33 protein-coding genes are annotated in these 22,551 nt (G+C 57.2%); all 33 read left to right on the top strand.

Features of this window, described 5'->3' with window-relative positions; genetic code table 11:
- Positions 1-50 precede the first annotated feature (50 nt).
- The 33 genes from rpoC to rplQ all read left to right on the top strand — a co-directional run bounded on the left by rpoC (position 51) and on the right by rplQ (position 22,543).
- Positions 51-4,265 (top strand): DNA-directed RNA polymerase subunit beta', encoded by a 4,215-nt coding sequence (gene rpoC, locus DKK67_RS20085; RefSeq protein ID WP_111498317.1) that lies wholly within the window; start codon positions 51-53, stop codon positions 4,263-4,265.
- A gap of 140 nt (positions 4,266-4,405) precedes the next feature.
- Positions 4,406-4,780 (top strand): 30S ribosomal protein S12, encoded by a 375-nt coding sequence (rpsL, locus tag DKK67_RS20080; protein ID WP_004580739.1) that lies wholly within the window; start codon positions 4,406-4,408, stop codon positions 4,778-4,780.
- A 110-nt stretch (positions 4,781-4,890) separates the two neighbouring features.
- The gene (rpsG, locus tag DKK67_RS20075) at positions 4,891-5,361 is read left to right on the top strand and encodes a 30S ribosomal protein S7 (RefSeq protein ID WP_111498316.1); all 471 of its coding nucleotides are present in this window, start codon (positions 4,891-4,893) and stop codon (positions 5,359-5,361) included.
- An 18-nt stretch (positions 5,362-5,379) separates the two neighbouring features.
- A complete protein-coding gene (fusA, locus tag DKK67_RS20070; RefSeq protein ID WP_111498315.1) occupies positions 5,380-7,485 on the top strand; it encodes an elongation factor G in 2,106 nt (701 codons plus the stop codon).
- A gap of 33 nt (positions 7,486-7,518) precedes the next feature.
- A complete protein-coding gene (gene tuf / locus DKK67_RS20065; RefSeq protein WP_111498314.1) occupies positions 7,519-8,715 on the top strand; it encodes an elongation factor Tu in 1,197 nt (398 codons plus the stop codon).
- 189 nt (positions 8,716-8,904) lie between these two features.
- Positions 8,905-9,216 (top strand): 30S ribosomal protein S10, encoded by a 312-nt coding sequence (rpsJ, locus tag DKK67_RS20060; RefSeq protein WP_004580743.1) that lies wholly within the window; start codon positions 8,905-8,907, stop codon positions 9,214-9,216.
- Between the two features lie 75 nt (positions 9,217-9,291).
- A complete protein-coding gene (gene rplC, locus DKK67_RS20055) occupies positions 9,292-9,930 on the top strand; it encodes a 50S ribosomal protein L3 (protein WP_111498313.1) in 639 nt (212 codons plus the stop codon).
- A gap of 11 nt (positions 9,931-9,941) precedes the next feature.
- The gene (gene rplD / locus DKK67_RS20050) at positions 9,942-10,547 is read left to right on the top strand and encodes a 50S ribosomal protein L4 (protein ID WP_111498312.1); all 606 of its coding nucleotides are present in this window, start codon (positions 9,942-9,944) and stop codon (positions 10,545-10,547) included.
- Complete coding sequence (gene rplW, locus DKK67_RS20045; RefSeq protein ID WP_111498311.1) at positions 10,544-10,837, top strand: 50S ribosomal protein L23; 294 nt, start codon at positions 10,544-10,546, stop codon at positions 10,835-10,837. Before rplD ends, rplW begins: the two co-directional genes overlap by 4 nt.
- Before the next feature lie 17 nt (positions 10,838-10,854).
- Complete coding sequence (gene rplB, locus DKK67_RS20040) at positions 10,855-11,682, top strand: 50S ribosomal protein L2 (RefSeq protein WP_111498310.1); 828 nt, start codon at positions 10,855-10,857, stop codon at positions 11,680-11,682.
- Positions 11,683-11,705: 23 nt separating this feature from the next.
- Positions 11,706-11,981, top strand: a complete 276-nt coding sequence (gene rpsS / locus DKK67_RS20035) for a 30S ribosomal protein S19 (RefSeq protein WP_111498309.1) — start codon at positions 11,706-11,708, stop codon at positions 11,979-11,981.
- 16 nt (positions 11,982-11,997) lie between these two features.
- Positions 11,998-12,330 carry a 50S ribosomal protein L22 gene (rplV, locus tag DKK67_RS20030; protein ID WP_111498308.1) on the top strand — a complete coding sequence of 111 codons (333 nt, stop codon included), beginning with the start codon at positions 11,998-12,000 and terminating at the stop codon, positions 12,328-12,330.
- Positions 12,331-12,341: 11 nt separating this feature from the next.
- On the top strand, positions 12,342-13,025 hold the full coding sequence (gene rpsC / locus DKK67_RS20025; protein WP_111498307.1) for a 30S ribosomal protein S3: 684 nt from the start codon (positions 12,342-12,344) through the stop codon (positions 13,023-13,025).
- Positions 13,026-13,037: 12 nt separating this feature from the next.
- On the top strand, positions 13,038-13,451 hold the full coding sequence (gene rplP / locus DKK67_RS20020) for a 50S ribosomal protein L16 (RefSeq protein WP_004580751.1): 414 nt from the start codon (positions 13,038-13,040) through the stop codon (positions 13,449-13,451).
- Positions 13,451-13,639: a 50S ribosomal protein L29 gene (gene rpmC / locus DKK67_RS20015; RefSeq protein WP_111498306.1), complete on the top strand. Its 189-nt coding sequence runs from the start codon at positions 13,451-13,453 to the stop codon at positions 13,637-13,639. Before rplP ends, rpmC begins: the two co-directional genes overlap by 1 nt.
- A gap of 1 nt (position 13,640) precedes the next feature.
- Positions 13,641-13,907 (top strand): 30S ribosomal protein S17, encoded by a 267-nt coding sequence (rpsQ, locus tag DKK67_RS20010; protein WP_111498305.1) that lies wholly within the window; start codon positions 13,641-13,643, stop codon positions 13,905-13,907.
- 58 nt (positions 13,908-13,965) lie between these two features.
- The gene (gene rplN / locus DKK67_RS20005; protein ID WP_111498304.1) at positions 13,966-14,334 is read left to right on the top strand and encodes a 50S ribosomal protein L14; all 369 of its coding nucleotides are present in this window, start codon (positions 13,966-13,968) and stop codon (positions 14,332-14,334) included.
- A 16-nt stretch (positions 14,335-14,350) separates the two neighbouring features.
- Positions 14,351-14,671, top strand: coding sequence for a 50S ribosomal protein L24 (gene rplX / locus DKK67_RS20000; protein WP_111498303.1), 321 nt, complete (start codon positions 14,351-14,353; stop codon positions 14,669-14,671).
- A 15-nt stretch (positions 14,672-14,686) separates the two neighbouring features.
- Positions 14,687-15,226, top strand: coding sequence for a 50S ribosomal protein L5 (rplE, locus tag DKK67_RS19995; protein ID WP_111498302.1), 540 nt, complete (start codon positions 14,687-14,689; stop codon positions 15,224-15,226).
- 12 nt (positions 15,227-15,238) lie between these two features.
- Entirely contained in the window at positions 15,239-15,544 is a 306-nt protein-coding gene (gene rpsN, locus DKK67_RS19990) for a 30S ribosomal protein S14 (RefSeq protein WP_111498301.1), read from the top strand.
- A 77-nt stretch (positions 15,545-15,621) separates the two neighbouring features.
- Positions 15,622-16,014, top strand: a complete 393-nt coding sequence (gene rpsH / locus DKK67_RS19985; protein ID WP_111498300.1) for a 30S ribosomal protein S8 — start codon at positions 15,622-15,624, stop codon at positions 16,012-16,014.
- Between the two features lie 9 nt (positions 16,015-16,023).
- A complete protein-coding gene (gene rplF, locus DKK67_RS19980) occupies positions 16,024-16,557 on the top strand; it encodes a 50S ribosomal protein L6 (RefSeq protein ID WP_111498299.1) in 534 nt (177 codons plus the stop codon).
- A 9-nt stretch (positions 16,558-16,566) separates the two neighbouring features.
- The gene (gene rplR, locus DKK67_RS19975; protein ID WP_111498298.1) at positions 16,567-16,914 is read left to right on the top strand and encodes a 50S ribosomal protein L18; all 348 of its coding nucleotides are present in this window, start codon (positions 16,567-16,569) and stop codon (positions 16,912-16,914) included.
- A gap of 12 nt (positions 16,915-16,926) precedes the next feature.
- Entirely contained in the window at positions 16,927-17,427 is a 501-nt protein-coding gene (gene rpsE / locus DKK67_RS19970; protein ID WP_111498297.1) for a 30S ribosomal protein S5, read from the top strand.
- A gap of 4 nt (positions 17,428-17,431) precedes the next feature.
- On the top strand, positions 17,432-17,617 hold the full coding sequence (rpmD, locus tag DKK67_RS19965; RefSeq protein WP_111498296.1) for a 50S ribosomal protein L30: 186 nt from the start codon (positions 17,432-17,434) through the stop codon (positions 17,615-17,617).
- Between the two features lies 1 nt (position 17,618).
- Positions 17,619-18,053: a 50S ribosomal protein L15 gene (gene rplO, locus DKK67_RS19960; RefSeq protein ID WP_111498295.1), complete on the top strand. Its 435-nt coding sequence runs from the start codon at positions 17,619-17,621 to the stop codon at positions 18,051-18,053.
- Positions 18,054-18,070: 17 nt separating this feature from the next.
- Positions 18,071-19,390: a preprotein translocase subunit SecY gene (secY, locus tag DKK67_RS19955; RefSeq protein WP_111498294.1), complete on the top strand. Its 1,320-nt coding sequence runs from the start codon at positions 18,071-18,073 to the stop codon at positions 19,388-19,390.
- Positions 19,391-19,426: 36 nt separating this feature from the next.
- Positions 19,427-19,540 carry a 50S ribosomal protein L36 gene (rpmJ, locus tag DKK67_RS19950; protein ID WP_111498293.1) on the top strand — a complete coding sequence of 38 codons (114 nt, stop codon included), beginning with the start codon at positions 19,427-19,429 and terminating at the stop codon, positions 19,538-19,540.
- A 136-nt stretch (positions 19,541-19,676) separates the two neighbouring features.
- On the top strand, positions 19,677-20,033 hold the full coding sequence (rpsM, locus tag DKK67_RS19945; RefSeq protein ID WP_111498292.1) for a 30S ribosomal protein S13: 357 nt from the start codon (positions 19,677-19,679) through the stop codon (positions 20,031-20,033).
- Positions 20,034-20,046: 13 nt separating this feature from the next.
- On the top strand, positions 20,047-20,436 hold the full coding sequence (gene rpsK / locus DKK67_RS19940; protein WP_111498291.1) for a 30S ribosomal protein S11: 390 nt from the start codon (positions 20,047-20,049) through the stop codon (positions 20,434-20,436).
- A gap of 18 nt (positions 20,437-20,454) precedes the next feature.
- Positions 20,455-21,075, top strand: a complete 621-nt coding sequence (gene rpsD / locus DKK67_RS19935; protein WP_111498290.1) for a 30S ribosomal protein S4 — start codon at positions 20,455-20,457, stop codon at positions 21,073-21,075.
- Positions 21,076-21,111: 36 nt separating this feature from the next.
- Positions 21,112-22,116 (top strand): DNA-directed RNA polymerase subunit alpha, encoded by a 1,005-nt coding sequence (locus tag DKK67_RS19930; RefSeq protein WP_111498289.1) that lies wholly within the window; start codon positions 21,112-21,114, stop codon positions 22,114-22,116.
- A 37-nt stretch (positions 22,117-22,153) separates the two neighbouring features.
- On the top strand, positions 22,154-22,543 hold the full coding sequence (gene rplQ, locus DKK67_RS19925; protein WP_111498288.1) for a 50S ribosomal protein L17: 390 nt from the start codon (positions 22,154-22,156) through the stop codon (positions 22,541-22,543).
- Positions 22,544-22,551: the final 8 nt, after the last annotated feature.

Raw genomic sequence — 22,551 nt, 5'->3', positions numbered from 1 at the left:
GGCACGGCAACGTGCCCGCCCGAGATTAACGCCATCCGGAGCTGTTACTGATGAAAGATTTGCTGAATCTTCTCAAGAGTCAGAACCAGAAGCAGGAGTTTGACGCCATCCGTATTGGTCTGGCGTCCCCTGATATGATTCGCTCGTGGTCCTTCGGCGAGGTCAAGAAGCCGGAGACCATCAACTACCGCACGTTCAAGCCCGAGCGTGACGGTCTTTTCTGCGCCAAGATCTTTGGTCCGATCAAGGACTACGAGTGTCTGTGCGGCAAGTACAAGCGCCTCAAGCACCGCGGCGTTATCTGTGAGAAGTGCGGTGTTGAAGTCGCGCTGGCCAACGTGCGTCGCGAGCGCATGGGGCACATCGAGCTGGCCAGCCCGGTCGCTCATATCTGGTTCCTCAAGTCGCTGCCGTCCCGCATCGGCCTGATGATGGATATGACCCTGCGCGACATCGAGCGGGTTCTGTACTTCGAGTCCTTTATTGTGATCGATCCGGGCATGACCACGCTGGAGCGCGGTCAGCTGCTGAACGACGAGCAGTACTACGAAGCCCTGGAAGAGTTTGGTGACGAGTTCGACGCCCGTATGGGTGCCGAAGCGGTCAAGGCCCTGCTGGAAGACATTGACCTGCAGGCCGAAGTGGATCAACTGCGCGAGGAAATCCCGCAGACCAACTCCGAAACCAAGATCAAGAAGCTGAGTAAACGCCTCAAGCTGCTCGAAGCCTTCCTGTTCTCCGGCAACCGTCCGGGCGACATGATCATGACCGTGCTGCCGGTTCTGCCGCCGGACCTGCGTCCGTTGGTACCGCTGGACGGCGGCCGTTTCGCAACGTCCGACCTGAACGATCTGTACCGTCGCGTGATCAACCGGAACAACCGCCTCAAGCGTCTTCTGGAGCTCAACGCGCCGGACATCATCGTGCGTAACGAGAAGCGGATGCTGCAGGAAGCCGTGGATGCGCTGCTGGACAACGGTCGTCGCGGCCGTGCCATCACCGGCACCAACAAGCGCCCGCTGAAATCCCTGGCTGACATGATCAAGGGTAAGCAGGGTCGTTTCCGTCAGAACCTGCTGGGTAAGCGGGTCGACTACTCCGGCCGTTCCGTCATCGTGGTCGGTCCGTACCTGCGCCTGCACCAGTGCGGCCTGCCCAAGAAGATGGGCCTGGAGCTGTTCAAGCCGTTCATCTTTGCCAAGCTCGAGCACCGTGGACTGGCGACCACCATCAAGGCCGCCAAGAAGATGGTCGAGCGTGAGGAAGCCGTTGTCTGGGACATCCTGGACGAGGTCATCCGCGAGCACCCGATCCTGCTGAACCGGGCGCCGACCCTGCACCGTCTGGGCATCCAGGCATTTGAGCCGGTTCTGATCGAAGGTAAGGCCATCCAGCTGCACCCGCTGGTCTGTGCCGCCTACAACGCCGACTTCGACGGTGACCAGATGGCGGTCCACGTACCGCTGACCCTGGAAGCCCAGCTTGAAGCGCGCGCGCTGATGATGTCCACCAACAACGTGCTGTCTCCGGCGAACGGCGAGCCGATCATCGTACCGTCGCAGGACGTGGTACTGGGTCTGTACTACATGACCCGTGAGCGCAAGACCGCGTTGGGCGAAGGCCGCACGTTTGCTGACACCAAGGAAGTGCATCGCGCCTACGGTGCCGGCAAGGTCGATCTGCAGGCCAAGATCAAGGTCCGGGTCAAGGAAGTGGTGCGTGACGAGGACAGCGGTGAGCTGAACGAAAGTTACAACATCGTTGATACTACCGTCGGCCGAGCGCTGCTGTTTGACATCGTTCCGGATGGCATGCCGTTCGAAATCGTCAACAAGCCGATGGTCAAGAAGGCGATCTCCAACCTGATCAACGTGTGCTACCGCACCGTGGGTCTGAAGGAGTCCGTTATCTTCGCCGACCAACTGATGTACACCGGTTTCCACTACGCGACCGTGTCCGGTACGTCCATTGGTGTGAACGACTTCGAAATTCCGCCCGAGAAGTACGAGATGATCAGTGCGGCCGAGGACGAGGTTCTGGAGATTGAATCCCAGTATGCCTCTGGTCTGCTGACTCAGGGCGAGAAGTACAACAAGGTGATCGACATCTGGTCACGGGCCAACGACAAAGTGTCCAAGGCCATGATGGAGCGCCTGTCCCAGGAAGAGGTGTTCGACGCCGACGGCAACCTGGTCAAGGACGAAGGCGGCGAGCAGGTCTATCAGGAGTCGTTCAACTCCGTCTATATGATGGCGGACTCCGGTGCCCGGGGTTCCGCAGCCCAGATTCGTCAGCTGGCGGGTATGCGGGGTCTGATGGCCAAGCCGGATGGCTCGATCATCGAGACGCCGATCACGGCGAACTTCCGTGAGGGTCTGAACGTACTTCAGTACTTCATCTCGACCCACGGTGCTCGTAAAGGCCTGGCGGATACCGCCCTGAAGACGGCCAACTCCGGTTACCTGACCCGTCGTCTGGTCGACGTATCGCAGGATCTGGTTGTGACCGAGAACGACTGTGGTACGGCCGAAGGCCTGCTGATGACGCCGCACATCGAAGGTGGCGACGTTGTTGTGCCGCTGGGCGACCGTGTCCTGGGTCGAGTGACTGCGCGTGACGTGTTCACGCCGACCGACAAGGAAAACGCGGTAGTGTCCGCAGGCACCCTGCTGGACGAGAAGACCATCGAGATGGTCGAGAAGGCCGGTGTGGATGAGATCTGGGTGCGTTCCGCCATCACCTGTGACACCAAGCACGGCGTCTGCTCCATGTGCTACGGCCGTGATCTGGCCCGTGGTCACCAGGTGAACGTCGGAGAGGCTGTGGGTGTTATCGCGGCCCAGTCCATCGGTGAGCCGGGTACCCAGCTGACCATGCGGACCTTCCACATCGGGGGCGCGGCCAGCCGGGCGTCTGCCGTGGACAACATCCAGGTCAAGCACGGCGGCACGGTTCGTCTGCACAACCTGAAGTCCATCGAGAAGGCCGACGGCACCCTGGTGGTGGTTTCCCGTTCCTCCGCTCTGGCGATCGCCGACGAGCAGGGGCGTGAGCGTGAGTGGTACAAACTGCCGTACGGCGCGATGCTGTCCGTCAAGCAGGGCGACTCGGTTGATGCCGGTGCGGTGGTTGCCAAGTGGGATCCGCACACCCACCCGATCATCGCCGAAGGCGATGGCACGGCGAAGTTCGTAGGTATGGACCAGGGCATCACCGTCCGCACCCAGACCGACGAAATGACCGGCCTGTCCACCGTTCAGGTGATCGACCCGAAAGAGCGTCCGGCAGCGGGTAAGGACATCCGTCCGATGATCCAACTGGTGGACGACAAGGGCGAGGAAATCGTGCTGCCCGGCGGTAGTCCGGCCCAGTACTTCCTGCCGGCCAACGCGCTGGTCACCCTGAGCAACGGCGGTAAGGTCGAGATCGGTGATGTGGTCGCGCGTATTCCGCAGGAAAGCTCCAAGACCCGGGATATCACCGGTGGTCTGCCGCGGGTTGCCGACCTGTTCGAGGCGCGTCGTCCGAAAGAGCCGTCCATTCTGGCGGAAATCTCCGGTACCGTCTCCTTCGGTAAAGAGACCAAAGGTAAGAAGCGCCTGGTGATCACGCCGAAAGACGGCGATCCGTATGAGGTGCTGATTCCCAAGTATCGTCAGCTCAACGTGTTCGAAGGCGAAACGGTTGAGAAGGGTGAGGTGATTGCCGACGGTCCGTCCAACCCGCACGACATTCTGCGTCTGCTGGGCGTGGTCGAGCTGGCCAAGTACATCACCAACGAGATTCAGGACGTCTATCGTCTGCAGGGCGTTGTGATCAACGACAAGCACATCGAGGTGATCGTTCGCCAGATGCTGCGCAAGGTCGAAATCACGGACCCGGGCGATACCACCTTTATCTCCGGCGATACCGTCGAGTACCACCAGGTGGTCGAGGAAAATGCCCGGGTCGATGCAGAGGACAAGGAACCGGCGCGGTTCGAACGTCTGCTGCTGGGTATTACCAAAGCCTCGCTGGCAACGGACTCCTTCATCTCGGCGGCGTCGTTCCAGGAAACAACGCGTGTTCTGACCGAAGGCGCGGTGACAGGCAAGCGCGATTACCTGCGCGGCCTGAAGGAAAACGTTGTTGTAGGTCGCCTGATCCCGGCGGGTACCGGGTTGGCCTATCACAACGAACGCCGCCGCAAGCGTGACGCGACCGAAGGCCAGGGTGTTACGGCTGAAGATGTCGTCGAAGCGCTGAGCGCGGAGCTCAACCGCTAGGCCCGGTAAATACGGACTGGCAGTTGGTTAAAAAGGAAGCAGTCTTCTTGACTGCCCGGGGGCGCAGGCTTACACTTGCGTCCCTTAAATTTGCCCCTCGTGGGCAATGTCAATGATCCAGTATTTTGGAGTTTGCTTACATGGCAACGATTAATCAGTTGGTACGTAAGCCTCGTAAACGCAAAGTGGCGAAAAGCGACGTGCCGGCGCTTCAGAGCTGCCCGCAGCGTCGGGGTGTATGTACTCGTGTATACACCACCACGCCGAAGAAGCCGAACTCAGCACTGCGTAAAGTGTGCCGTGTTCGTCTGACCAACGGTTACGAGGTGTCTTCCTACATCGGTGGTGAAGGCCACAACCTGCAGGAGCACAGTGTTGTGCTGATCCGCGGCGGTCGTGTAAAGGACTTGCCGGGTGTTCGCTATCACACTGTTCGCGGTACTTTGGACACCCAGGGTGTTCAGAACCGTAAGCAGGGCCGTTCCAAGTACGGTACAAAACGACCCAAGTCCTGATTTCCCTAGCGGGTCTTTTATCGTTGCCTATCGACGATAAGAGTAAGGCTGAGTAGCCGGTCGGCTATCTCAGGGGTTCCTGAAGACCTTTTTTCACAGAGGGCTTATCGATGCCTAGAAGAAGAGTTGCAGCAAAACGGGAAATCATTCCTGATCCTAAGTTTGGCAGCCAGCGTCTGGCCAAATTCATCAACCACGTTATGGAAAGCGGCAAGAAAGCCGTAGCCGAGCGCATTGTTTATGGCGCGCTCGATATCGTGGCTGACAAGTCCAAAGAAGAGCCGATCGAGATGTTCGAAAAAGCTCTGGAAAACATCCAGCCGATGGTCGAGGTTAAGTCTCGCCGGGTTGGGGGTGCGACCTACCAGGTACCGGTAGAGGTTCGTCCTTCCCGTCAGAATGCTCTGGCAATGCGGTGGCTGGTTGAGTTCTCGCGCAAGCGTGGCGAAAAATCCATGGCCCAGCGTCTGGCCGGCGAAATTCTGGATGCTGCCGACAGCAAAGGTGCGGCAGTTAAGAAGCGCGAAGACGTTCATCGCATGGCAGAAGCCAACAAGGCGTTCTCTCACTTCCGTTTCTAATAAGCCGAGGTTTTTACTGTGGCACGCAAGACCCCAATTAAGCGCTATCGTAATATCGGGATTTGTGCGCACGTTGATGCGGGCAAAACCACGACCACCGAGCGCGTTCTGTTCTACACCGGTATCTCCCATAAGATCGGTGAGGTGCATGACGGTGCGGCGACCATGGACTGGATGGAGCAGGAGCAGGAGCGTGGTATCACCATCACCTCTGCTGCCACCACCTGTTTCTGGCGCGGTATGGACCAGCAGTACGATGAGCATCGCATCAACATCATCGATACCCCGGGACACGTTGACTTTACCATCGAGGTAGAGCGTTCCCTGCGGGTGCTGGATGGCGCTGTTGTCGTATTCTGCGGCTCTTCCGGTGTTGAGCCCCAGTCCGAAACCGTTTGGCGTCAGGCCAACAAGTACGAAGTTCCGCGCATGGTGTTCGTCAACAAGATGGACCGTGCCGGCGCGAACTTCCTGCGCGTTGTTGACCAGATCAAGAACCGTCTCGGAGCGAATGCGGTTCCCATTCAGCTGCCGATTGGCGCTGAAGACCAGTTCGAAGGCCTGGTTGACCTGATCCGTAACAAGGCCATCTACTGGAACGAAGCCGATGCCGGCGCGACCTATGAAGAGAAGGACGTGCCTGCGGAAATGGCGGACGAAGTCGCCATGTACCGCGAGCAGATGGTTGAAGCGGCTGCCGAGGCCAACGAAGAGTTGATGGAGAAGTACCTGGAAGAGGGTGAGCTGTCCATCGACGATATCAAGAAGGGTCTGCGCCTGCGCACGATTGCCAACGAGATCGTTGTGGCAACCTGTGGTTCTGCATTCAAGAACAAGGGCGTTCAGGCTGTTCTGGACTCTGTCATCGAATTCCTGCCGGCGCCGGACGAAGTCAAGGCGATCCGCGGTGAAATCGACGATGAGGGTACCGAAGACACGCGTCCGGCTAACGACGACGCGCCGTTCTCCGCTCTGGCCTTCAAGATCGCGACGGACCCGTTCGTGGGCACTCTGACGTTCTTCCGGGTTTACTCCGGTAAGCTGGAAAGCGGTAACGCGGTCTACAACTCGGTCAAGCAGAAGAAAGAGCGTGTTGGCCGTATGGTGCAGATGCACTCCAAAGAGCGTAAGGAAATCAAGGAAGTTCTCGCGGGCGATATTGCTGCGGCTATCGGCCTGAAGAGTGTGACCACGGGTGACACTCTGTGCGACGAGAACTCCAAGATTGTTCTGGAGCGCATGGAGTTCCCGGAGCCGGTTATCTCCGTGGCCGTTGAGCCCAAGTCCAAGGCGGATCAGGAAAAGATGAGCGTCGCGCTGGGCAAGCTGGCCCAGGAAGACCCTTCTTTCCGTGTTCGCACAGACGAGGAATCCGGTCAGACCATCATCTCCGGCATGGGTGAGCTGCACCTGGACATCATCGTCGACCGCATGCGTCGCGAGTTCAAAGTGGAAGCGAATATCGGTAAGCCTCAGGTGGCGTACCGTGAGTGCATCCGTAAGGCTGTTGACGTCGAAGGCAAGTTCGTGCGTCAGTCCGGTGGTCGTGGTCAGTACGGGCACGTCCATGTGAAGTTTGAGCCGATGCCGTTGGACGAAGAAGACGGGGATAACTTCGTTTTCGTCAACGAAATCGTTGGGGGTGTGGTTCCCAAGGAATACATTCCGGCGGTTTCCCAGGGCATTGAAGAGCAGATGCAGAACGGTATTATCGCTGGCTATCCGCTGCTGCGGATCAAGGCGACTCTGCATGACGGCTCTTACCACGATGTCGACTCGAACGAGATGGCGTTCAAGATCGCCGGTTCCATGGCGCTGAAAAAGGCCGCGGAACAGGCTAGTCCGGCGCTGCTCGAGCCGATGATGAAGGTTGAAGTCGTTACCCCGGAAGACTACATGGGTGATGTCGTTGGTGACCTGAACCGTCGTCGTGGTCTCGTTCAGGGTATGGAAGACGGCCCGTCGGGCAAGGTCATCCGTGCCGAGGTTCCGTTGTCGGAGATGTTCGGTTACGCCACCGATCTGCGTTCTGCCACGCAGGGTCGTGCGTCCTACGCGATGGAGTTCTCGCGCTACGCAGAAGCTCCTTCGAACATTGCCGAAGCGATCATCAACAAGGGTTGATACCCGGATTAAGAAACAGGAAGAGGTGTAACCGTGTCTAAAGAAAAATTTGAGCGTAGTAAACCGCACGTGAACGTGGGCACCATTGGTCACGTTGACCATGGTAAGACCACGCTGACAGCCGCTCTGACTCGTGTGTGTCACGAAGTATGGGGTACCGGTTCTGCAAGTGCTTTCGACCAGATCGATAACGCACCGGAAGAGAAGGCGCGTGGTATCACCATCGCGACCTCTCACGTTGAGTACGATTCCCCGACGCGTCACTACGCACACGTTGACTGCCCGGGCCACGCCGACTACGTGAAGAACATGATCACCGGTGCGGCGCAGATGGACGGCGCTATCCTGGTTTGCTCCGCAGCTGACGGCCCCATGCCGCAGACTCGCGAGCACATCCTGCTGTCTCGTCAGGTGGGCGTTCCGTTCATCGTTGTGTTCCTGAACAAGGCGGACATGGTCGATGACGAAGAGCTGCTGGAGCTGGTCGAGATGGAAGTTCGTGACCTGCTGAGCCAGTACGACTTCCCGGGCGACGACACTCCGATCGTCACCGGTTCCGCGCTGATGGCGCTGGAAGGCAAGGATGACAACGAAATGGGTACTACCGCTGTCAAGAAGCTGGTAGAAGCCTTGGACGAGTACATCCCTGAGCCGGAGCGTGCGATCGATCAGCCGTTCCTGATGCCGATCGAGGACGTCTTCTCCATCTCCGGTCGGGGTACTGTTGTGACCGGTCGTGTTGAGCGTGGCGTGATCAAGGTTGGTGACGAAGTGGAAATCGTGGGTATTCGCGACACCACCAAGACCACCTGTACCGGCGTTGAGATGTTCCGCAAGCTGCTCGACGAAGGTCGTGCCGGCGAGAACGTTGGTGTTCTGCTGCGTGGTACCAAGCGTGACGACGTTGAGCGTGGTCAGGTTCTGGCGGTACCGGGTTCCATTACCCCGCACACCAAGTTCGAGTCAGAAGTTTACGTTCTGAGCAAGGAAGAGGGTGGTCGTCACACCCCGTTCTTCAAAGGCTACCGTCCGCAGTTCTACTTCCGTACGACTGACGTGACCGGTTCCTGCGAACTGCCGGAAGGTGTAGAGATGGTTATGCCGGGTGACAACGTCAAGCTGGTTGCCACTCTGATTGCTCCGATCGCCATGGAAGAAGGTCTGCGCTTCGCGATTCGTGAAGGCGGCCGTACCGTTGGCGCCGGTGTTGTAGCCAAGATCATCGAGTGATCGATTGATCTGAGCGAAAAAGGGGCTGCCTCGTGCAGCCCCTTTTTCTATGAGGGTAGGTAATTATCCGACTGCCGGGGTAGCAAGGTGCGTGTGCCTGCTTGACAGAGTTGGGCGTTCTGCATACAATGCGGCTCCTTTTTTTAAGGTCGGCTAACAGTAGCTGCTACGAGTGGAGTTTGGTGCAACATGCAAAGCCAAAAAATCAGAATCCGGTTGAAGGCGTTTGATTATCGCCTGATCGACCAGTCCACGCAGGAGATCGTCGATACCGCCAAGCGGACCGGCGCCCAGGTGCGTGGCCCAATTCCTCTGCCGACGCGCAAGGAAAAGTACACCGTATTGATCTCTCCGCACGTCAATAAAGACGCGCGCGATCAGTATGAAATTCGCACGCATAAACGTCTGCTCGACATCGTTGAGCCGACGGAGAAGACAGTCGATGCATTGATGAAGCTTGATCTGGCAGCAGGTGTAGACGTTCAGATCAGCCTCGGCTAACGCGCAACGCGTTGGTCTGTGTAACTGTCCTAAGGCCATAGAGGGTGAGAGCCCCGTACACTTAAGAGGTGAAACATGGCAATTGGTGTGGTCGGCCGCAAGGCCGGTATGACCCGTATTTTTGCGGATGACGGGCGCGCAACGCCCGTAACAGTGATCGAGGTTGAACCCAACCGCATCACTCAACTCAAGACACTCGAATCTGACGGCTATCGCGCAGTCCAGGTGACTGTTGGCGAGCGTCGCGCTTCCCGTGTAACCAAGAGCGAATCCGGTCACTTTGCCAAGGCGGGTGTTGAAGCCGGTCGCGGGCTGTGGGAATTCCGTCTCGCCGATGGCGAAGGCGAAGATCTGCAGGCTGGTGGCGAGCTCGTGGTTTCCGCGTTTGAAGCCGGTCAGATGGTCGACGCTACTGCGACTTCCAAGGGTAAAGGCTTTGCCGGTACCGTTAAGCGCTGGAACTTCTCCACGCAAGACGCGACTCACGGTAACTCCCTGTCGCATCGCGCCCCTGGTTCGATCGGTCAGAACCAGTCTCCGGGTAAAGTTTTTAAAGGCAAGAAGATGGCTGGGCAGATGGGTAATGAGCGGGTGACCACTCAGAACCTGGAAGTGGTCCGCGTCGATGCTGAGCGCAACCTGCTGCTCGTCAAGGGCGCCGTTCCGGGCGCGACTGGCAGCGACGTTGTCATCAAGCCTGCAGTTAAAGCCTGAGGAGCGATGCGATGGAACTGAAAATTACTGGTAGCAGCGAAGGCGTTTCCGTTTCTGACGCTGCTTTCGCAAAAGATTTCAACGAGTCGCTGGTGCATCAGGTTGTTACAGCTTACCTGGCTGGCGGTCGTCAGGGCACTCGTGCCCAGAAGACACGCTCGGAAGTGAGCGGTGGCGGCAAGAAGCCCTGGCGTCAAAAGGGTACCGGTCGTGCCCGTGCGGGTACTATCCGTAGCCCTATCTGGCGTACCGGTGGCGTGACTTTCGCAGCCAAGCCGCAGGATCACGCACAGAAGGTCAATCGTAAGATGTACCGTGCCGCGCTGCGCTCTATCTTTTCAGAGCTGGTGCGTCAGGAACGTCTGGTTATCGTTGACGACGTCACCGTAGAGTCCCCCAAGACCAAGGCGTTCAGCGCCAAGCTGAAGGACCTGGGCGTCTCCAATGCGCTGATCCTGGCTGAGACCGTCGAGCAGAACCTGCACCTGGCTTCTCGCAACATTCCGCACGTTGATGTGCGCGACGTTGCTGGCCTGGATCCGGTGAGCCTGGTCGCTCATGAGAACGTTGTGGTTACCGTGCCGGCTCTGAAGAAGATTGAGGAGATGCTGGGATGAATCAGGAACGTATTTATAAGGTCCTGCTGGGGCCGCATGTTTCCGAGAAGGCCTCCTTGGTCGCCGAAAACAACCAGGTTGTATTTCGAGTCGCGGCTGACGCTACCAAGCCGGAGGTTAAACGCGCTGTTGAGCAACTGTTCAACGTCAAAGTCGAAGGTGTTCAGATCCTGAACCGCAAGGGCAAGTTGAAGCGCACTGTGCGTGGTTTCGGTAAGCGCGATGATCTTCGCAAAGCTTACGTTCGTCTTGCGGAAGGTCAGGAAATCGACTTTGTGGATGTGGAATAAGGTAAAGGGGTCGTAAAATGCCGATCGTCAAAACCAAGCCAACATCGCCCGGCCGCCGTCACGTTGTAAAGACTTACAACCCTGACCTGCACAAAGGCAAGCCTTTCGAGCCGTTGGTTGAATCTCTGAGCCGTACCGGTGGTCGTAACCACTTCGGTCGGATCACTACTCGTCACGTTGGTGGTGGCCACAAGCGTCATTACCGTGTGATCGATTTCAAGCGGACCAAAGATGGTATCCCGGCCGTAGTTGAGCGCCTGGAATACGATCCGAATCGCTCTGCGCACATTGCGCTGCTGAAGTACGCCGATGGCGAGCGTCGTTACATCATCGCTCCCAAGGGCATCGTTGCAGGGCAGGAAGTGCGCTCCGGTATCGACGCGCCGATCAAGTTGGGTAGCACGCTGCCGCTCCGGAACATTCCGGTCGGCTCCGTCATCCACTGCGTCGAACTCAAGCCTGGAAAGGGTGCTCAGCTGGCTCGCAGTGCGGGCGCATCCGTACAGCTGGTTGCTCGTGAAGGTGCGTATGCAACGCTGCGCCTTCGTTCAGGTGAAATGCGTAAGGTGCTTGTTGAGTGCCGTGCCACGCTGGGTGAAGTATCCAACAGCGAGCACACTCTCAAGCAGCTTGGTAAAGCGGGTGCATCACGTTGGCGCGGCAAACGCCCAACAGTACGTGGTGTTGCTATGAACCCAGTTGACCACCCGCATGGTGGTGGTGAAGGGCGTACCTCTGGCGGGCGTCACCCGGTTACTCCGTGGGGTGTTCCGACCAAAGGGCATAAGACTCGTAAGAACAAGCGTACTGACCGAATGATAGTACGTCGTCGTTCAGCCAAGTAAACGACTACATAGAGGTATTTGCTGTGCCACGTTCTTTGAAGAAAGGTCCTTTTATTGACCTGCATCTGTTGAAGAAGGTTGAGGCAGCTCTGGAAGCCAACGACAAGCGGCCGATCAAGACCTGGTCGCGTCGTTCGACGGTTTTCCCGGAGATGGTAGGCCTGACCATTGCCATTCATAACGGCAAGCAACACGTGCCGGTCCATGTCACCGAAGACATGGTTGGCCACAAGCTGGGTGAGTTCGCTGCCACGCGTACTTACCGCGGTCATGCTGCCGACAAGAAAGCAAAACGCTGATTGAGGGTATAGAGAAATGGAAGTAGCGGCTAAGTACAAGGGCGCTCGCCTCTCTGCTCAGAAAGCGCGTCTTGTCGCAGATCAGGTCCGCGGCAAGGCGGTAGAGGACGCCCTGAACATTCTGACTTTCAGCCCGAAAAAGGCGGCGGTGGTTATCAAGAAAGCCTTGGAATCCGCCATTGCCAATGCTGAGCATAACGAAGGTCTGGACATTGACGAGTTGCGGGTCGCCACCATCATGGTGGACGAAGGTCCGACGCTCAAGCGTATCAAGGCTCGAGCCAAGGGGCGCGCTGATCGTATTTTCAAGCGCACCTGTCATATCACCGTCAAGGTCGCCGACAAGTAGGAGATGCTCAGATGGGTCATAAAGTAAATCCAACCGGTATTCGGCTGGGTGTGATTAAAGAGCACAACTCAGTCTGGTATGCCGAAAAAGGGGAATACGCCAAGAACCTGCTTAACGATATCCAGGTTCGTGAATTCCTCGAAAAGCGTCTGGTGAAGGCGTCTGTAAGCAAGATTGTGATCGAGCGCCCTGCTCAGAACGCCCGTATCACGATCCATACCGCCCGCCCGGGGATTGTTATCGGGAAGAAGGGTGAAGATGTTGACCGTCTGCGTCGCGAAGTCAGCGAGATGATGGGCGTGCCTGTGCACATCAACATCGAAGAGGTCCGTAAGCCGGATCTGGATGCCAAACTGGTTGCCCAGAACGTGGCTGGCCAGCTGGAGCGTCGTGTGATGTTCCGTCGCGCCATGAAGCGCGCGGTTCAGAACGCCATGCGCCAGGGCGCAAAAGGTATCAAGATCCAGGTCGGCGGCCGTCTGGGTGGTGCGGAAATCGCACGCTCCGAATGGTATCGCGAAGGCCGTGTTCCGCTGCACACCCTGCGTGCGGACATCGACTACGCAACCTACGAAGCGCAGACCACCTACGGCATCATCGGCGTCAAGGTATGGATCTTCAAGGGCGAGATTCTTGGCGGCATGGAGCAGGTCCGTGCTGAGAAGGATGCCTCTCGCAAGAAAGGTTCTAAGTAAAGGGGCACTCGTATGCTGCAGCCAAAACGCACGAAGTTTCGCAAGGTAATGAAGGGCCGTAACACCGGTCTTGCTCACCGCGGTAACAAGGTGAGCTTCGGTGAGTACGGATTGAAAGCGACAAGCCGCGGGCGTATAACAGCTCGCCAGATTGAGGCGGCTCGTCGGACAATGACCCGGCGCATCAAGCGGGGCGGTAAGATCTGGATCCGGGTTTTCCCGGACAAGCCGATCACCGGTAAGCCGCTGGAAGTTCGTATGGGTAAAGGTAAGGGTTCTGTCGAGTACTGGGTGGCTGAAATTCAGCCCGGTAAGATGCTGTACGAGATGGAAGGCGTTCCTGAGGAAGTCGCGCGTGAAGCGTTCACACTGGCGGCTGCCAAGCTGCCCGTGGCGACAACCTTTGTTACGAGGACGGTGATGTGATGAAAGCAACAGAGCTGCGTGAAAAGTCAGTCGAGGAGCTGAACCAAGAGCTGATCGACCTCCTGAAGGAGCAGTTCAACCTGCGCATGCGTAAGGCGACAGGTCAGCTGAATCAGTCTCACCTCCTCAGCAAGGTTAAGCGCGACATCGCTCGTGTGAAAACAGTATTGAACGAAAAGGCAGAGTGACATGACTGAAGCTACCAAGACTGCCAGAACCCTGAGCGGCAAGGTCGTGAGCAACAAGATGGAGAAGTCCATCGTGGTGCTGGTTGAGCGCCAGGTTAAGCATCCGCTGTACGGCAAGTACATCAAGCGCTCAACCAAGATTCAGGCTCACGACGAGAACAATCAGTGCAACATCGGCGATACCGTTCGGATCGAGGAAACTCGTCCGATCTCCAAGTCCAAAAGCTGGGCTCTGGTGGATATCGTCGAACGCGCATCGAAGGTGTAACTCGCCCGGACGGTGAGTCTTGTCGTAACGGCAAAGTGGTTTCTGCTGGAGAACAACCATGATTCAGACTCAAACAATGCTTGAGGTCGCGGACAACAGTGGTGCCCGTCGGGTGATGTGCATCAAGGTCCTGGGCGGTTCACACCGGCGTTACGCCAGCGTGGGAGACATTATTAAGGTGACCGTAAAGGAAGCCATCCCCCGCGGGAAAGTGCGCAAAGGCCAGGTCCTCAAGGCTGTTGTAGTGCGTACCAGCAAGGGCGTTCGTCGCCCGGACGGTTCGCTTATTCGTTTTGACGGTAACGCGGCCGTACTTCTGAACAACCAGGACGCGCCCATCGGTACCCGGATCTTCGGACCGGTAACCCGTGAGCTGCGTAGCGAAAAGTTCATGAAGATTATTTCACTGGCACCCGAAGTACTGTAAGGACTAGAGGCCGGTTATGAAGAAACTCAAACGAGATGACGAAGTCATCGTTACTACGGGTAAAGACAAGGGTAAGCGCGGCAAGGTCCTCAAGGTCCAGGCCGACGGTAAGGTGCTTGTTTCCGGGATCAACATGATCAAGAAGCACACCAAACCCAACCCGATGGTCGGCACCCCGGGTGGCATCGTCGAGAAAGAAGCACCTATCCAGGCTTCCAACGTGGCTATTTTTAATCCGCAGACCGGCAAGGCCGATCGCGTCGGCTTCCAGAACAAGGAAGACGGCAGTAAGATGCGGATTTTTAAGTCCACGAAAGAAGCAGTCGATAACCAGTAAGTGGTGGTGGTTACGATGCTTAACATGAAAGAGATGTACAAGCAGGACGTGGCGCCCGCGCTGCAAAAGGAGTTCTCCTACGAGAACCCGATGCAGGTGCCGCGTATTGAAAAAATCACCCTGAATATGGGTGTGGGCGAAGCCGTTGGTGACAAGAAGCTGATCGAGAACGCCGTGGCGGATCTCGAGCGTCTGTCCGGCCAAAAGCCGGTAGTTACCAAAGCGCGCAAGTCTGTTGCGGGTTTCAAGATCCGTGAAGGTTGGCCGATTGGCTGCAAGGTAACGCTGCGTGGCGAGCGCATGTGGGATTTCTTTGATCGCCTGGTGCACATTGCGATTCCCCGTGTTCGCGACTTCCGTGGCCTGAACCCGAAGTCATTCGACGGTCGTGGCAACTACAGCATGGGTGTGCGTGAGCAGATCATCTTTCCGGAAATCGACTATGACAAAGTCGACAAAATCCGGGGTCTGGATATCACCATCACCACCAGTGCCGGCACCGACGACGAAGGCCGTGAACTGCTGAAAGCCTTTGGCTTTCCGTTCAAGAAATAAGGAACGAGCGTAATGGCTAAGGTATCGATGAAGAATCGTGAGCTGAAGCGCCAGAAGACTGTTGAGAAATACGCAGTCAAGCGTGCAGAGCTCAAAGCGATTATCAAGAACCCGAACACCAGCGACGAAGAACGTTGGGATGCGCAGATGAAACTGCAGCAGCTTCCCCGTAATGCCAGCCCGGCACGTCTTCGTAACCGCTGCCAGGTGACCGGTCGCCCTCACGGCGTCCTGCGGAAGTTCCAGCTCTCACGCATCAAGCTGCGTGAAGCGGGCATGCGTGGCGACGTTCCGGGTCTGACCAAGTCCAGCTGGTAAGGTAGGCACTTCGGTGCCTGTTGGTAAGCGGTGCGGCAAGCCGCTGCACAACTGAAAAGATCAGGAGCCTCATACCAATGAGTATGCAAGACACGCTTGCGGATATGATTACTCGCATCCGCAATGCACAGATGGCATCAAAAGCTGATGTGACGATGCCGTCTTCCAAGATGAAGGTCTCCGTAGCCCAGGTCCTGAAGGACGAAGGCTACGTCGAAGATTTCTCCGTCTCAGCTGACGCCAAGCCGGAACTCACGGTCAACCTCAAGTATTTCGAGGGCAAGCCGGTTATCGAGTCCATCAAGCGCGTTAGTCGTCCGAGTCTGCGCCAGTACAACGGCGCTGGGGAACTGCCGAAGGTAGCCGGTGGTTTGGGTATCGCCATCGTGTCAACGTCCAAGGGCGTTATGACCGATCGCGCCGCGCGTCAAGCGGGCGTGGGTGGCGAAGTCATCTGCACCGTATTTTAGGAGTTACACATGTCCAGGGTTGCCAATAATCCTGTCGTGCTGCCTTCCGGTGTTGAGGTGAAGCTGAGCGGACAGGATATCAACGTGAAGGGCTCCAAGGGAGCGCTTCAATTCACCATCCACGATGCAGTTGAAGTGAAGCAGGAAGAAAACGTTCTGCGTTTCGCTGCACGTGATGGCGCCAAACAGTCTCGTGCACTTGCCGGTACAACCCGTGCACTGGTGAACAACATGGTCACCGGCGTCAGCAACGGCTTTGAGCGCAAGCTCCAGCTGGTCGGCGTCGGTTACCGTGCCCAGGCACAGGGCAAGAAGCTCAATCTGACACTGGGTTTTTCACACCCGGTTGAGTACGAGCTGCCCGAAGGCGTCACGGCCGAAACACCGTCACCGACGGAAGTCGTGATTCGGGGTATCGATAAGCAACAGGTTGGCCAGGTCGCAGCTGAAATTCGCGGCTATCGTCCGCCCGAGCCTTATAAGGGCAAGGGTGTTCGTTACGCGGATGAGCTGGTCAGACGTAAAGAAGCCAAGAAGAAATAGGGCGAGACTATGAGCGCGAATAACCAAAGATTGCGTCGCGCACGCAAAGTGCGCATGAAGATTCGTGAGCTGGGCGCCAATCGTCTCTGCGTACATCGTACGCCGCGGCATATGTACGCCCAGGTCACCACTGCCGACGGCAGTAAAGTTCTGGCTTCTGCCTCCACGCTGGACAAAGAATTGCGCCAGGGTGCGACCGGCAACGTGGAAGCTGCCAAACAGGTTGGCAAGCTCATCGCAGAGCGTGCCAAGGCAGCCGGCATCGAAGAGGTTGCATTCGACCGTTCCGGCTATCGCTATCACGGACGCATCCAGGCTCTGGCCGATGCGGCGCGTGAAGCTGGCCTGCAATTCTAAGAGGTGGAGAAGATGAGCGTTAACGAACAGAAGGCGCCTGAGCTCCAGGAAAAGCTGGTTCAGGTCAACCGCGTCGCGAAGGTTGTGAAGGGCGGTCGTATTTTCGCTTTCACAGCGCTGACCGTCGTTGGTGATGGTAAAGGTCGTGTTGGTTTCGGTCGCGGCAAGGCGCGTGAAGTGCCGGTCGCTATCCAGAAAGCGATGGAAGCAGCACGTAAGAACATGGTCGATGTGCCGCTGAAGGGCAACACCCTGCAGTACCCGGTTCAGGCCACTCATGGCGGTTCCAAGGTGTACATGCAGCCGGCCTCTGAAGGTACTGGTATCATCGCCGGTGGTGCGATGCGTGCGGTGCTCGAAGTTGCGGGTGTTCAGAACGTCCTGTCCAAGTGTTACGGCTCGACCAATCCGGTCAACGTGGTCCGTTCCACTATCAAGGGTCTGCAGGCCATGAAAGCGCCTGAAGACGTTGCAGCCAAGCGCGGCAAGACCGTGGAAGATATTCTGGGTTGAAGTCATGGCGAACAAGACAATGAAAGTCACACTGACCCGCAGCCCGATCGGCTGCCAGCCCAAGCACAAAGAGTGTGTCAAGGGCCTGGGTCTGCGCAAGATCGGTCACACCGTCGAGGTGGAGGATACTGCTTCCACCCGTGGTATGGTGAACCGCATTAATTACCTGGTACGGGTGGAGGATAACTAAGATGCGTCTTAACGAACTTAGTCCGGAACCCGGTTCACGCCCGGCAGCCAAGCGCGTCGGTCGCGGTATCGGTAGCGGTCTCGGTAAAACCGGCGGCCGTGGTCACAAAGGTCTGAAGTCCCGCTCCGGTGGTTCCGTAGCGCCGGGCTTCGAGGGTGGTCAGCAGCCGCTGGCCCGCCGTCTGCCGAAGTACGGCTTCACTTCGCGTCAGCAACGGTTCGAGGCGGAAATCCGCCTGAACGAGCTGGCCAAGGTTGAAGGCGACGTTGCAGATCTGGCAGCCCTGAAAAAAGCAGACATCATCCGCGAAGAAATTCGCGCCGCCAAGGTGATCCTGTCCGGCGAGCTGACCCGTGCGGTCACCGTCAAGGGACTGAAAGTCACCAAAGGTGCGCGTGAAGCCATTACGGCTGCAGGCGGTAAAATCGAAGAATAAGGCGAGTCGGGGACATAATGGCCAAGACAGCATCAATGCCGGCAGGAGCCGGGAAGGGATTAGCAGAGCTGCGTTCGCGGCTCTGGTTCGTATTCCTGGCGCTACTGGTGTACCGCATCGGTGCCCACATTCCGGTACCGGGTATTAATCCTGATCGCTTGGCAGCACTGTTTGATCAGAACCAGGGCACGATCCTGGGTCTGTTCAATATGTTCTCCGGTGGTGCCCTGGAGCGGATGAGTATCTTCGCTCTGGGCATCATGCCTTACATCTCGGCCTCGATCATCATGCAGCTGATGACTGCTGTCAGTCCGCAGCTGGAGCAGTTGAAGAAAGAGGGCGAAGCCGGACGTCGCAAGATCAGTCAGTACACGCGTTACGGTACGGTTCTGCTGGCCCTGGTTCAGGGTCTTGGTATTTCCGTAGGGCTGGCATCCCAGGGTGTCACCTTCAACGATAGCTTCAGTTTCCACTTTGTGGCCGTCGTGTCCTTCGTGTGTGGTGCCGTCTTCATGATGTGGCTGGGTGAGCAGATCACTGAGCGCGGCATCGGCAACGGCATCTCGCTGCTTATCTTCGCCGGTATCGTGGCCGGTCTGCCCGGCGCGATCGGTCAGACCCTGGAACAGGCCCGCAGCGGCGAAATGAGTCTGCTGGTGGTTCTGGGTATCGCGATCCTCGCGGTGGCCGTGATTGGCTTCGTGGTCTTCATGGAGCGTGGCCAACGCCGGCTGACGATCAATTACGCCAAGCGTCAGCAGGGCCGCCGGGTGTTTGCCCAGCAGTCCAGCCATCTGCCGCTGAAGGTCAATATGGCCGGTGTGATTCCGCCGATTTTCGCGTCGTCCATTCTGCTGTTCCCGGCATCCCTGGGGCAGTGGTTCGGGCAGGGTGAAGGCATGGAGTGGCTGAGCAGTGTTTCCCAGGCGCTCGCGCCGAGCCAGCCGCTGTACATCATTCTGTTCGCGGCAGCCGTGATTTTCTTCTGCTTCTTCTACACCGCGCTGATGTATAACCCGCGGGAAGTGGCAGACAACCTCAAGCGTTCCGGTGCATTTATCCCCGGTATCCGTCCGGGGGAGCAGACTGCCAAGTACATCGATGGTGTGCTGACGCGTCTGACTCTGTTCGGTGCGCTTTACATCACAGCGGTATCCCTCTTCCCTCAGTTCCTGATGGTTGCGGGTAACGTGCCCTTCTACCTGGGCGGTACGTCGCTGCTGATCGTGGTTGTCGTCGTGATGGATTTCATGGCACAGGTTCAGTCTCATCTGATGTCGCATCAGTATGAGTCGCTGATGAAAAAGTCCAATCTCAAGGGCTATGGTCGGGGCTGATCCTGGATCGGTCCCCCGGTAACACTGGAGTCGACAATGAAAGTACGCGCTTCGGTAAAGAAAATTTGCCGTAACTGCAAAGTCATTCGTCGCAATGGCTCGATTCGAGTCATCTGCACGGAGCCTCGTCACAAGCAGCGTCAAGGCTGATATCCCAAGCGATATCACCAGAAACGCAGGGGCGAAATGGTAGTGCTTGATCTTTTTGTGATCAGGGGCTATCATTTCGCGCCGTTTTTGTGGCGGAAAATTCACACAGCAAAGCTTTGAACGCGGAGTAATTTGGATGGCACGTATAGCCGGTGTCAATATACCCGACAACAAACATGCTGTTATCTCACTGACTTACATTTTTGGAGTCGGTAAGACAACAGCTCAGAAGCTTTGCGATGCAGCTGGTGTCCAGCAGGACATCAAGATCAAAGACCTCAGCGATGAGCAGGTTGAGTCACTTCGTACCGAAGTGGGCAAGCTGTCTGTCGAAGGTGATCTGCGTCGTGAAGTTCAGATGAACATTAAGCGTTTGAAGGATCTGGGCTGCTTCCGTGGTCTGCGTCATCGTCATGGGCTTCCGCTCCGTGGCCAGCGCACCAAGACCAACGCTCGCACCCGCAAAGGTCCTCGCAAACCGATTCGCAAGTAACAGGTAGGCAAACATGGCAAAGCCAGGTACACGTACCCGTAAAAAGGTGAAAAAGACGGTTGTTGATGGCGTCGCGCACATCCACGCGTCCTTCAACAACACGATCGTGACCATTTCCGACCGCCAGGGCAATGTCCTGTCATGGGCTACTGCCGGTGGTTCTGGTTTCCGTGGGTCACGCAAGAGCACACCTTTTGCTGCGCAGGTAGCAGCTGAAAGAGCCGGTAACGCGGCTGCTGAATACGGCCTTAAAAACCTGGATGTAGAGGTTAAGGGTCCTGGGCCCGGACGTGAATCCGCTGTACGCGCGCTGAATGGTTGCGGGTACAAGATCACTAACATCACTGATGTGACGCCGATTCCGCATAACGGCTGTCGTCCGCCCAAGAAGCGCCGCGTGTAAGACAGGAGACAGTGAAGTATGGCACGTTACATAGGTCCAAAATGTAAGCTGTCTCGTCGTGAAGGGACAGATCTTTTTCTGAAGAGCGGCGTCCGCGCACTCGACTCCAAGTGCAACATCGAAACCCCTCCGGGGATGCACGGTGCGCGCCGCGGTCGTTTGTCTGAATACGGCGTACAGCTCCGTGAAAAGCAAAAAGTTCGTCGTATCTACGGCGTACTCGAGAAACAGTTCCGGAACTACTACAAGGAAGCTGCGCGCATCAAGGGCGCAACAGGTGAGAACCTGCTCCAGCTTCTGGAAGGTCGTCTGGACAATGTCGTATACCGCATGGGTTTTGGTTCGACCCGTGCAGAAGCCCGTCAGCTTGTGTCTCACAAGGCCATTCTGGTGAATGATAGCGTCGTGAACATTCCGTCCTATCAGGTCAAGCCGGGTGACGTGGTGAGCATTCGCGAGAAAGCGAAAAACCAGCTGCGTGTTAAAGGCGCCCTGGATCTCGCGGGCAATCGCGCCCCTGTAAACTGGGTAGAGGTCGACGCCAACAAGATGTCCGGCGTTTACAAGTCAATCCCTGAGCGGACTGAACTGCCGGCCGACATCAACGAGAACCTCATCGTCGAGCTTTACTCCAAGTAAGGCCTGAGTTAGCAACGAGAGCAGATAGGGGCGTCTATGCAGCGTTCAGTACATGAGTTATTGACACCTCGTACCATCGACGTAAAAGAATTGGGCAAGACGCACGCCAAGGTTACCCTGGAGCCGCTTGAACGCGGCTTCGGTCATACCCTGGGAAGTGCACTTCGCCGCATACTCTTGTCGTCCATGCCGGGCTGCGCCATCACTGAGGCGCAGATCGACGGTGTGCTGCACGAGTACAGCGCGATTGAAGGTGTCCAGGAAGACGTCATCGAGATTCTGCTGAATCTCAAGGGCGTCGCCGTCAAGATGGGCAGCCGTGACGAAGCGGAACTGACCGTCACCAAGAAAGGTCCAGGTGTTGTAACCGCCGCTGACATCCAGCTGGATCACGACATCGAGATCGCCAACCCGGAGCATGTGATCTGTCACCTTAGCGAAAAGGGTGAACTGAACATGCGTCTGAAGGTGGCTCGCGGTCGTGGCTACGAAGCTGCTGACCAGCGTGGTCTGGATGACGACGAGACGCGTGCGATTGGCCGCCTTCAGCTGGACGCTACATACAGCCCCGTGCGTCGTGTTTCCTACGCCGTAGAAAACGCGCGTGTAGAGCAGCGTACGGATCTGGACAAGCTGGTTATTGACCTGGAAACCAACGGTACGATCGATCCCGAAGAAGCGATTCGTCGGGCGGCGACCATTCTCCAGCAGCAACTGGCTGTGTTCGTCGACTTTGATCATGAGAAAGAGCCTGAGCGTGTAGAGGAAGAGGAAGAAGTTGATCCGATCCTGCTGCGCCCGGTAGATGATCTCGAGTTGACTGTGCGTTCAGCAAACTGCCTGAAAGCTGAAAACATTTACTACATCGGCGATCTCATTCAGCGCACCGAAGTTGAGCTGCTGAAGACGCCTAACCTGGGTAAGAAGTCGCTTACCGAGATCAAGGACGTACTGGCCTCTCGCGGTCTGTCCCTGGGTATGCGACTCGACAACTGGCCGCCGGCTAGCCTTCGTGGCGATGACCGGGTTCTGGGCGGTTGATCGCCGTATTGGTAGTTTAAGGTAAGGAATCAGAGCAATGCGTCATCGTAAGAGTGGTCGTAAGTTCAGCCGGACCAGCGCGCATCGCAAGGCCATGTTCCGTAACATGACCGCGTCGCTGGTCGAGCACGAATTGATCAAAACCACTCTGCCCAAAGCGAAGGAACTTCGTCGCGTGGCAGAGCCTTTGATCACACTGTCGAAAACCGATTCAGTCGCTAACCGTCGTCTGGCGTTCGCACGCCTGCGCGACGACGCGGCTGTCGCCAAGCTCTTCAACGAGCTGGGCCCGCGTTACGCCGAGCGTCCGGGCGGCTATCTCCGCATCCTCAAGTGCGGATTCCGGGCCGGTGACAACGCGCCTATGGCTTTCGTGGAACTGGTTGACCGTCCGGTCGATCTGGAAGCGGAAGAGCTGGACGATTAATCGGTCGT

This window comes from Marinobacter bohaiensis, assembly GCF_003258515.1.
Lineage (GTDB): Bacteria > Pseudomonadota > Gammaproteobacteria > Pseudomonadales > Oleiphilaceae > Marinobacter_A > Marinobacter_A bohaiensis.
This window is presented reverse-complemented; position numbering and strand designations above follow the sequence as displayed.

Coding starts and splice junctions, on each gene's coding strand:
- rpoC (WP_111498317.1), top strand. CDS start 51: ATGAAAGATTTGCTGAATCTTCTCAAGAGTCAGAACCAGAAGCAGGAG.
- rpsL (WP_004580739.1), top strand. CDS start 4,406: ATGGCAACGATTAATCAGTTGGTACGTAAGCCTCGTAAACGCAAAGTG.
- rpsG (WP_111498316.1), top strand. CDS start 4,891: ATGCCTAGAAGAAGAGTTGCAGCAAAACGGGAAATCATTCCTGATCCT.
- rpsJ (WP_004580743.1), top strand. CDS start 8,905: ATGCAAAGCCAAAAAATCAGAATCCGGTTGAAGGCGTTTGATTATCGC.
- rplC (WP_111498313.1), top strand. CDS start 9,292: ATGGCAATTGGTGTGGTCGGCCGCAAGGCCGGTATGACCCGTATTTTT.
- rplD (WP_111498312.1), top strand. CDS start 9,942: ATGGAACTGAAAATTACTGGTAGCAGCGAAGGCGTTTCCGTTTCTGAC.
- rplW (WP_111498311.1), top strand. CDS start 10,544: ATGAATCAGGAACGTATTTATAAGGTCCTGCTGGGGCCGCATGTTTCC.
- rplB (WP_111498310.1), top strand. CDS start 10,855: ATGCCGATCGTCAAAACCAAGCCAACATCGCCCGGCCGCCGTCACGTT.
- rplV (WP_111498308.1), top strand. CDS start 11,998: ATGGAAGTAGCGGCTAAGTACAAGGGCGCTCGCCTCTCTGCTCAGAAA.
- rpsC (WP_111498307.1), top strand. CDS start 12,342: ATGGGTCATAAAGTAAATCCAACCGGTATTCGGCTGGGTGTGATTAAA.
- rplP (WP_004580751.1), top strand. CDS start 13,038: ATGCTGCAGCCAAAACGCACGAAGTTTCGCAAGGTAATGAAGGGCCGT.
- rpmC (WP_111498306.1), top strand. CDS start 13,451: ATGAAAGCAACAGAGCTGCGTGAAAAGTCAGTCGAGGAGCTGAACCAA.
- rpsQ (WP_111498305.1), top strand. CDS start 13,641: ATGACTGAAGCTACCAAGACTGCCAGAACCCTGAGCGGCAAGGTCGTG.
- rplN (WP_111498304.1), top strand. CDS start 13,966: ATGATTCAGACTCAAACAATGCTTGAGGTCGCGGACAACAGTGGTGCC.
- rplX (WP_111498303.1), top strand. CDS start 14,351: ATGAAGAAACTCAAACGAGATGACGAAGTCATCGTTACTACGGGTAAA.
- rplE (WP_111498302.1), top strand. CDS start 14,687: ATGCTTAACATGAAAGAGATGTACAAGCAGGACGTGGCGCCCGCGCTG.
- rpsN (WP_111498301.1), top strand. CDS start 15,239: ATGGCTAAGGTATCGATGAAGAATCGTGAGCTGAAGCGCCAGAAGACT.
- rpsH (WP_111498300.1), top strand. CDS start 15,622: ATGAGTATGCAAGACACGCTTGCGGATATGATTACTCGCATCCGCAAT.
- rplF (WP_111498299.1), top strand. CDS start 16,024: ATGTCCAGGGTTGCCAATAATCCTGTCGTGCTGCCTTCCGGTGTTGAG.
- rplR (WP_111498298.1), top strand. CDS start 16,567: ATGAGCGCGAATAACCAAAGATTGCGTCGCGCACGCAAAGTGCGCATG.
- rpsE (WP_111498297.1), top strand. CDS start 16,927: ATGAGCGTTAACGAACAGAAGGCGCCTGAGCTCCAGGAAAAGCTGGTT.
- rpmD (WP_111498296.1), top strand. CDS start 17,432: ATGGCGAACAAGACAATGAAAGTCACACTGACCCGCAGCCCGATCGGC.
- rplO (WP_111498295.1), top strand. CDS start 17,619: ATGCGTCTTAACGAACTTAGTCCGGAACCCGGTTCACGCCCGGCAGCC.
- secY (WP_111498294.1), top strand. CDS start 18,071: ATGGCCAAGACAGCATCAATGCCGGCAGGAGCCGGGAAGGGATTAGCA.
- rpmJ (WP_111498293.1), top strand. CDS start 19,427: ATGAAAGTACGCGCTTCGGTAAAGAAAATTTGCCGTAACTGCAAAGTC.
- rpsM (WP_111498292.1), top strand. CDS start 19,677: ATGGCACGTATAGCCGGTGTCAATATACCCGACAACAAACATGCTGTT.
- rpsK (WP_111498291.1), top strand. CDS start 20,047: ATGGCAAAGCCAGGTACACGTACCCGTAAAAAGGTGAAAAAGACGGTT.
- rpsD (WP_111498290.1), top strand. CDS start 20,455: ATGGCACGTTACATAGGTCCAAAATGTAAGCTGTCTCGTCGTGAAGGG.
- DKK67_RS19930 (WP_111498289.1), top strand. CDS start 21,112: ATGCAGCGTTCAGTACATGAGTTATTGACACCTCGTACCATCGACGTA.
- rplQ (WP_111498288.1), top strand. CDS start 22,154: ATGCGTCATCGTAAGAGTGGTCGTAAGTTCAGCCGGACCAGCGCGCAT.